Genomic DNA, 6959 nt, shown 5'->3' on the forward strand with positions numbered 1-6959 from the left:
GGCCCGCGCCGGGCCGGGAGGGCAGGCGCTCGTCGGGGTCGCTGGCCGGGCCCTCGTGCTCGTACCAGCGGTGGACCAGGGCGTGAAGGGCGGCGTCGAGGTCCAGGTGGGCGGCCTGCAGCCAGTCCGCGAACTCCTCGTGCGCGAAGCGGTAGCCGTTGCCCGCCGGGACGAGGAGGCCCTCCGTGAGGACCGCGGAGGCCCAGCCGTTGCGCCAGGGGAACAGCTCCTCGAACGCCTCGCGCTCCAGCTCGCCCTGGCCGGGCCCCAGGCAGCGGCGGGCGGCCTCGTGCACCTGGCCCGCCACCCGGGCCGCGAGCCGCCGGACCGTGGTGCCGCGCAGCGGCGGTCTGCGGTCGGCGGACAGCCGCACGGCGATGCGCAGGCAGGTCAGGTCGAGGTAGCCGGAGAAGACGTCCCAGCGGTCGGGCGGCCGGGCGCCGTCCTCCGGCGGTCCCGCCTCGCCCGGCCGGACGGGGAGGGCGGCGCGGACCTCGGCGAGCAGCCGCAGGGCGAGCGGGTGGGCGGCGTCCACCGGGTGGATGGCCTCCTCGGGCACGCCGTAGAGGGCACGGGCCTCGGCGGCCTGGCGGGGGTCGAGGTCGGTGAGGCGCACGCAGGGCGGCAGGCCGCGGGGGGCCGGCGCGCTCTCGGCCACGTAGAGGGTGGAGGGCGAGAAGAGCGTGCCCACCGTCTCCCAGTACTCCGGGCGGCAGGCGATGATCATCCGGGAGGACGTCTCCTCCAGCCACTCCACGGTCGCCGCCGTCCAGGCGGGCAGCGCGTGGGCGAGGACCGGGGGGACCTCCTCGGGCCCGTCGAGGACGACGAGCAGTGGGCGCCCCACGCGGTGGGCGAGGGCGGCGACGGCCTCGGGGGTGGCGTCGGAGGGGTCGCCCACCGTGCCCGCGCCCTGGAGGCCGCGGCACGGATCGTCACCGCCTCGGCGGGGGCCGCGGCCTCCAGGGCGCGGGCGACGGCGTCCCGTACGCTCTCGTCGCCGTCCCGCAGGTCGGCGCCCCGGAGCCAGATCGTCGGGGCGGGCTCCGGGCCGCGGGCGCGCCGGGAGGCGAGGGCGCCGAGCTCGGTGGTACGGCCGGTGCCGGGCCCGCCCACGAGGCCCAGGACGAGGGGCGGGCAGGGCGGATCCTCCGCTTCCGCCTCCGGATCCCCGGCACCGGCCCCGGCGGCGCTGCCGTCGGGCGGCTCGTCGGGGCCCACGCCGGGGTCGTACGCGGCATACGCGCCGGAGGGCCCGGCGCCCTCGCCGCACTCCCCCGGCTCTCCCGGCTCCCCCGGCTCCCCGTACTCCTCGTACGGACGGTCCGCGTACCCGCCGCCGCCCGACGGCCCCGCCCAGCCGTCGGCGTCGAGACCGGGCGGCGCGGGGTCGGCCGGGCGGCGCGGGACCGCGAGGAAGCGCTCGAACTCCGTGGTGGCCTCGGGCCGCGGGACGGGGTCGCGCCAGGCGCGGGCCGTGGTGACCGTGCCCAGCGAGGTGGCCGTGAGCTGGAGGGCGCCCGCGAGGTTGAGGTCGCGGCCGTACGCGGGGATGGTGGCCGCGTTCCGCTCCAGGAGGGCGGCCAGGGGGCCGTTCGGGGTGACGCCCGCGGCGGCCCGCAGCGGGATCGCGAAGCCGCCCGAGCGACGCTCCGCGTGCAACGCGGTACCGAGGACGGCGGTCACTGTTCCCGTGCGGGCGTCGAGCACGGGGCCGCCGGTGGCCTCCTCGCCGAGCCGCAGGCCGTCGCGCTCGCCGATGGACAGCTCGACCGCCGCGTCGAGCAGATGGAAGCGGTCGGTGGCGGTGTACGTGACGAGGGCCTCGCCGATGATCTTGGCGCTCTGCCAGCGGCCCGCCCGCAGCCGCACCTCGACGCCGTCCTCGATCCACTCGGCTGCCGCGACGGGCAGCGGCGCGACGCCCAGGCCCTCGGTGCGCACGAGCGCGAGGTCGGAGCCGGGCAACGGCGTCACCGCGTCGGCACCGACCAGGCAGGTGCGGTCGCCGGGCGCGAGGAGCACGAGGCGGGCGAGCCCGTCGACCGCCTCATGACTGGTGATCATCGTGCCGCGGTCGTCCGCGAGGAAGCCCGTTCCGCGCGGACGCCCGGCGAGGTCTCTGATGCGTACCAGGTACTCGTCCGCATCGGTCCGCCGACCGCTCATCCGTCGAACCTCCCCGCCGTGCACTTACGACGACGGTAGGCAGCGGATGATCGGCGGGACAGATCGCACCAGGAACGCGCCCCCTTCCACCCCCTCCGTTCACTCCGAGCGCCTGCCCGAAGGGGTGAATCCTGAGGATGGGATGGATATGACAGCAGAGGGAGGGGAATCGTGGGGCGGGGAACGTGCGTATGCACGCACCCGCCCCACGTTATGCGCCCCGCAGCGGTGCGCCCCGAAAGGGGCGCGGGGAACTGCGCGACCAGCCGAGAACGACCCGCAGCCGCGCGCCCGGCGCGAGAAGCACCCCAGTAGGCGCCCCCGGCGAAAGCGTCAGCCGAAGACTGGCCGGCGAAGACGGTCAGCCGAAGACGGCCAGACTCTTCGCCTTCCCGCCCTGGTTCTCCACCAGGACCAGGAAGCGCCCGTCCGGCCCGAAGACCGCGACCGGCCCCTCGCGGTCGAAGAGCGGCATCCGCAGCCGTACGCCGTTGCCGAGCAGGCGGGCCTGCTCCGCGCCCACGTCCCAGCGCTGGAAGGCCGCCTCGGCCGCCTCGGCGACCGGCATGATGGTGAGCTCCTCCTGGAGCTGCTCCAGCGTGCGGGCCTCGCCCAGGCCGTACGGGCCGACCCTGGTGCGCCGCAGCGCCGTCAGGTGGCCGCCGACGCCCGTGTCCGCGCCCAGGTCACGGGCCAGGGCCCGGATGTAGGTACCGGAGGAGCACACCACGGAGACCAGCAGGTCCTGCACCGGGGTGCCGTCCTCCGCCTCCGCCGGGTGCACCGCGTGCACCGCGAACGAGGAGACCGTCACCGGCCGGGCGGGGATCTCGAAGTCCTCGCCCTCGCGCGCCCGCTTGTACGAGCGCTTGCCGTCTATCTTGATCGCGCTGACCTTGGACGGCACCTGCATGATGGCGCCCGTCAGCTTGGCGACAGCGGCGTCGATCGCCTCGCGCGTGACCCCGGAGGCGTCGGCGGAGGACGTGATCTCGCCCTCCGCGTCGTCCGTCACGGTGTTCTGGCCGAGGCGGATCGTCGCGACGTACTCCTTCTCGGTCAGCGCGAGGTGCCCGAGCAGCTTGGTCGCCCGCTCGATGCCGAGGACGAGCACACCGGTCGCCATCGGGTCGAGCGTCCCCGCGTGGCCGACGCGCCGCGTCTTCGCGATGCCGCGCATCTTGGCGACCACATCGTGCGAGGTGAAGCCCGCCGGCTTGTCGACGACGATCAGACCGTCCGGCGGGGCTGGTGACTTCTGCTTCATCAGGACGCTGCGCCCTCGTCCTCGTCCGGCTTGCGGTACGGGTCGGCGTCACCGGCGTACGTGGCACCCGAGGAGGCCTCGCGGACCTTGGCGTCGGACGAGCGCGCACGGTCGAGGAGGTCCTCGATCGTCCGGGCGTTCTCCGGCAGCGCGTCGGCCACGAACGTCAGGGTGGGCGTGAACTTGATGCCCGCCGCGCGCCCGACCTCGGAGCGCAGGATGCCCTTGGCACTCTCCAGGCCCGCCGCCACGCCGGCCCGGTCCTCGTCGTCGCCGTAGACCGTGTAGAAGACCGTAGCCTCCCGCAGGTCGCCGGTGACCCGGGTGTCCGTGATGGTCACGTGGGTGCCGAGCCGCGGGTCCTTGATACCGCGCTGCAGCTTCTGGGCGATGACCTCGCGGATGAGGTCCGCCAGCCTCTTCGCCCGCGCGTTGTCGGCCACTGGTCCTTCTCCTTCTTCTTGTCCATTGTGCTTGTGGCGCGCCGTGATCGCGATCGTCGTCGCGTTCAGTCGTCGTCGCCGTGGAACCGCCGTCGTACCGAGAGCAGCTCCACCTCGGGACGTGCGGCGACCCAGCGCTCGCAGCGGTCCAGGATGTCCCCGAGGTGCCCCGCGTCCCCGGAGACCGCCGCCAGGCCGATCTCGGCCCGCCGGTAGAGGTCCTGATCGCCGACCTCCGCCGCGCTCACCGCGTACTTGCGCTGGAGCTCGGCGACGATCGGACGGACGACGGAGCGCTTCTCCTTCAGCGACCGTACGTCACCGAGGAGGAGATCGAAGGACAGCGTCCCTACATACATGTGTGACGGGTGAAGCCCACCCGGGAGGCGTGAGGTGTCCGTGCGTTACGGCTACCTGAGCACCGTACATGCAACGGCCGGGGCCGATCGACGGAAATTCCTTCCCGCCGACCGGCCCCGAATCGTTCGCTACGCGGTTCAGCTGCGCGGCTTCTCGCGCATCTCGTACGTCGCGATGACGTCGTCGATCTTGATGTCGTTGAAGTTTCCGAGGTTGATACCACCCTCGAAGCCCTCGCGGATCTCGGTGACGTCGTCCTTGAAGCGACGCAGACCGACGATGTTGAGCTCCTCCGCGATGACCTTGCCGTCGCGGATGAGGCGCGCCTTGGTGTTGCGCTTGACCTCGCCGGAGCGGATGAGGACACCCGCGATGTTGCCCAGCTTGGACGAGCGGAAGATCTCGCGGATCTCCGCCGTACCGAGCTCGACCTCTTCGTACTCCGGCTTCAGCATGCCCTTGAGGGCCGCCTCGATCTCCTCGATCGCCTGGTAGATGACCGAGTAGTACCGGACGTCGACGCCCTCGCGCTCGGCCATCTGCGTGGCACGGCCCTCGGCGCGGACGTTGAAGCCGATGACGATCGCGTCGGAGCCGGACGCCAGGTTGATGTCGGACTCGGTGACCGCACCCACGCCGCGGTGCAGCACGCGGATGTCGACCTCCTCGCCCACATCGAGCTGGAGCAGCGAGGACTCGAGAGCCTCGACCGAACCGGACGCGTCGCCCTTGATGATGAGGTTGAGCTGCTGGATCTCGCCGGCCTTGAGCACCTTGTCGAGGTCCTCGAGGGACACCCGGCGGGTGCGCTTGGCGAAGGCGGCGTTGCGCTCGCGCGCGGCGCGCTTCTCGGCGATCTGGCGGGCGGTGCGGTCCTCGTCGACGACGAGGAAGTTGTCACCGGCGCCCGGGACGTTGGTCAGACCCAGGACGAGGACGGGGGTCGACGGACCCGCTTCCTCGACGGTCTGGCCCTTGTCGTCGAGCATCGCGCGGACACGGCCGTAGGCGTCACCGGCGACCATCGTGTCGCCGACGCGGAGGGTACCGCGCTGGACGAGCACGGTGGCGACGGCGCCGCGACCGCGGTCGAGGTGGGCCTCGATCGCAATACCCTGCGCGTCCTGCTCCGCGTTGGCGCGCAGGTCGAGCGAGGCGTCCGCGGTGAGGACCACGGCCTCCAGCAGGCTGTCGATGTGCAGGCCCTGCTTGGCGGAGATGTCGACGAACATGGTGTCGCCGCCGTACTCCTCGGCCACCAGGCCGAACTCGGTCAGCTGACCGCGCACCTTGACCGGGTCGGCGCCCTCGACGTCGATCTTGTTGACCGCGACCACGATCGGCACGTCGGCCGCCTTGGCGTGGTTCAGCGCCTCGATCGTCTGCGGCATGACACCGTCGTTGGCCGCCACCACGAGGATCGCGATGTCGGTCGACTTCGCACCACGGGCACGCATGGCGGTGAACGCCTCGTGACCCGGGGTGTCGATGAAGGTGATCGCGCGCTCTTCACCGTTGACCTCGGTGGAGACCTGGTACGCACCGATGTGCTGCGTGATGCCACCGGCCTCGCCCGCGACGACGTTCGTCTTGCGGATCGCGTCCAGCAGTCGGGTCTTACCGTGGTCGACGTGACCCATGACGGTCACGACCGGCGGACGCGCGACGAGCATCTCCTCGCCGCCCTCGTCCTCACCGAACTCGATGGAGAACGACTCGAGCAGCTCGCGGTCCTCCTCCTCGGGGCTGACGATCTGAACCGCGTAGTTCATCTCGTCACCGAGGAGCTGCAGCGTCTCGTCGGAGACGGACTGCGTGGCCGTGACCATCTCGCCGAGGTTCATCATCACGGCGACGAGCGACGCCGGGTTGGCGCCGATCTTCTCCGCGAAGTCGGTGAGGGAGGCACCGCGCGACAGGCGGATGGACTCGCCGTTGCCGCGGGGCAGCATCACGCCGCCCACGGACGGGGCCTGCATGGCCTCGTACTCCTGGCGCCGCTGACGCTTGGACTTGCGGCCACGACGGGCCGGACCGCCGGGACGGCCGAAGGCACCCTGCGTGCCGCCACGGGCACCCGGGCCACCGGGACGACCGCCGAAGCCGCCACCCGGACGACCGCCGAAGCCGCCACCGCCGCCACCGGGGCCACCGCCACCGGGACGGCCGGCGAAGCCGCCGCCACCGCCCGGACGACCGCCGCCGCCCGGACCGGCCGGACGACCGGCGAAGCCCGGACGGGCACCGCCGCCACCGGGACGACCGGCACCGCCGCCGGGACCGCGACCGCCGCCACCGGGGCCGGGACGCGGGCCGGCAGCCGGACGCTGCGGCATCATGCCGGGGTTCGGACGGTTGCCCGCCGGGGCACCGCCGGGACGCGGAGCGCCACCCGGAGCCTGCGGACGGGGCATGCCGCCCGGGGTCGGACGGGGACCGCCCTGGCCCTGCGGACGCGGAGCGCCGCCGGGGCCGCCCTGCGGACGCGGGGCACCCGGACCGGGGCGCTCGCCACCGGGACGCGGGGCGCCGCCCGGACGCGGGGCCTGCGGGCGGGCCATACCGGTGGAGCCACCGGAGGTGAAGGGGTTGTTGCCCGGACGGGGACCGGCCGGACGGGCACCCGGACGGGGCGCCTGACGCTCGCCGCCGGGACGCGGGGCCTGGCCGCCGGGGCGCGGGGCGCGCTCGGGACGGCCGCCGTCACGCTGGCCACCGGC

At 73.6% G+C, this 6959-nt stretch carries 4 protein-coding genes and 1 pseudogene; all 5 read right to left on the bottom strand.

Translation table 11 applies throughout. From position 1 onward, the window contains the following. Nucleotides 1-2169: pseudogene (locus K6I34_RS28040) on the bottom strand (serine protease); the annotation flags it as partial. 361 nt (nucleotides 2170-2530) lie between these two features. Continuing rightward, on the bottom strand, nucleotides 2531-3436 hold the full coding sequence (gene truB / locus K6I34_RS28045; protein ID WP_229329993.1) for a tRNA pseudouridine(55) synthase TruB: 906 nt from the start codon (nucleotides 3434-3436) through the stop codon (nucleotides 2531-2533). Further along, on the bottom strand, nucleotides 3436-3879 hold the full coding sequence (rbfA, locus tag K6I34_RS28050) for a 30S ribosome-binding factor RbfA (protein ID WP_229329995.1): 444 nt from the start codon (nucleotides 3877-3879) through the stop codon (nucleotides 3436-3438). Before rbfA ends, truB begins: the two co-directional genes overlap by 1 nt. Before the next feature lie 65 nt (nucleotides 3880-3944). Continuing rightward, the gene (locus K6I34_RS28055; RefSeq protein WP_229329997.1) at nucleotides 3945-4238 is read right to left on the bottom strand and encodes a DUF503 domain-containing protein; all 294 of its coding nucleotides are present in this window, start codon (nucleotides 4236-4238) and stop codon (nucleotides 3945-3947) included. Nucleotides 4239-4376: 138 nt separating this feature from the next. Then, nucleotides 4377-6959: translation initiation factor IF-2 (gene infB / locus K6I34_RS28060; protein ID WP_229329999.1), on the bottom strand; the 2583-nt coding region annotated here is incomplete at its 5' end.

Source organism: Streptomyces sp. UNOC14_S4 (genome assembly GCF_020740835.1).
In the GTDB taxonomy this organism is placed as follows: Bacteria; Actinomycetota; Actinomycetes; order Streptomycetales; family Streptomycetaceae; genus Streptomyces.

Excerpts from the sequence above, each read along its gene's own strand:
- truB (WP_229329993.1), bottom strand. The coding sequence starts at position 3,436 with ATGAAGCAGAAGTCACCAGCCCCGCCGGACGGTCTGATCGTCGTCGAC.
- K6I34_RS28055 (WP_229329997.1), bottom strand. The coding sequence starts at position 4,238 with ATGTATGTAGGGACGCTGTCCTTCGATCTCCTCCTCGGTGACGTACGG.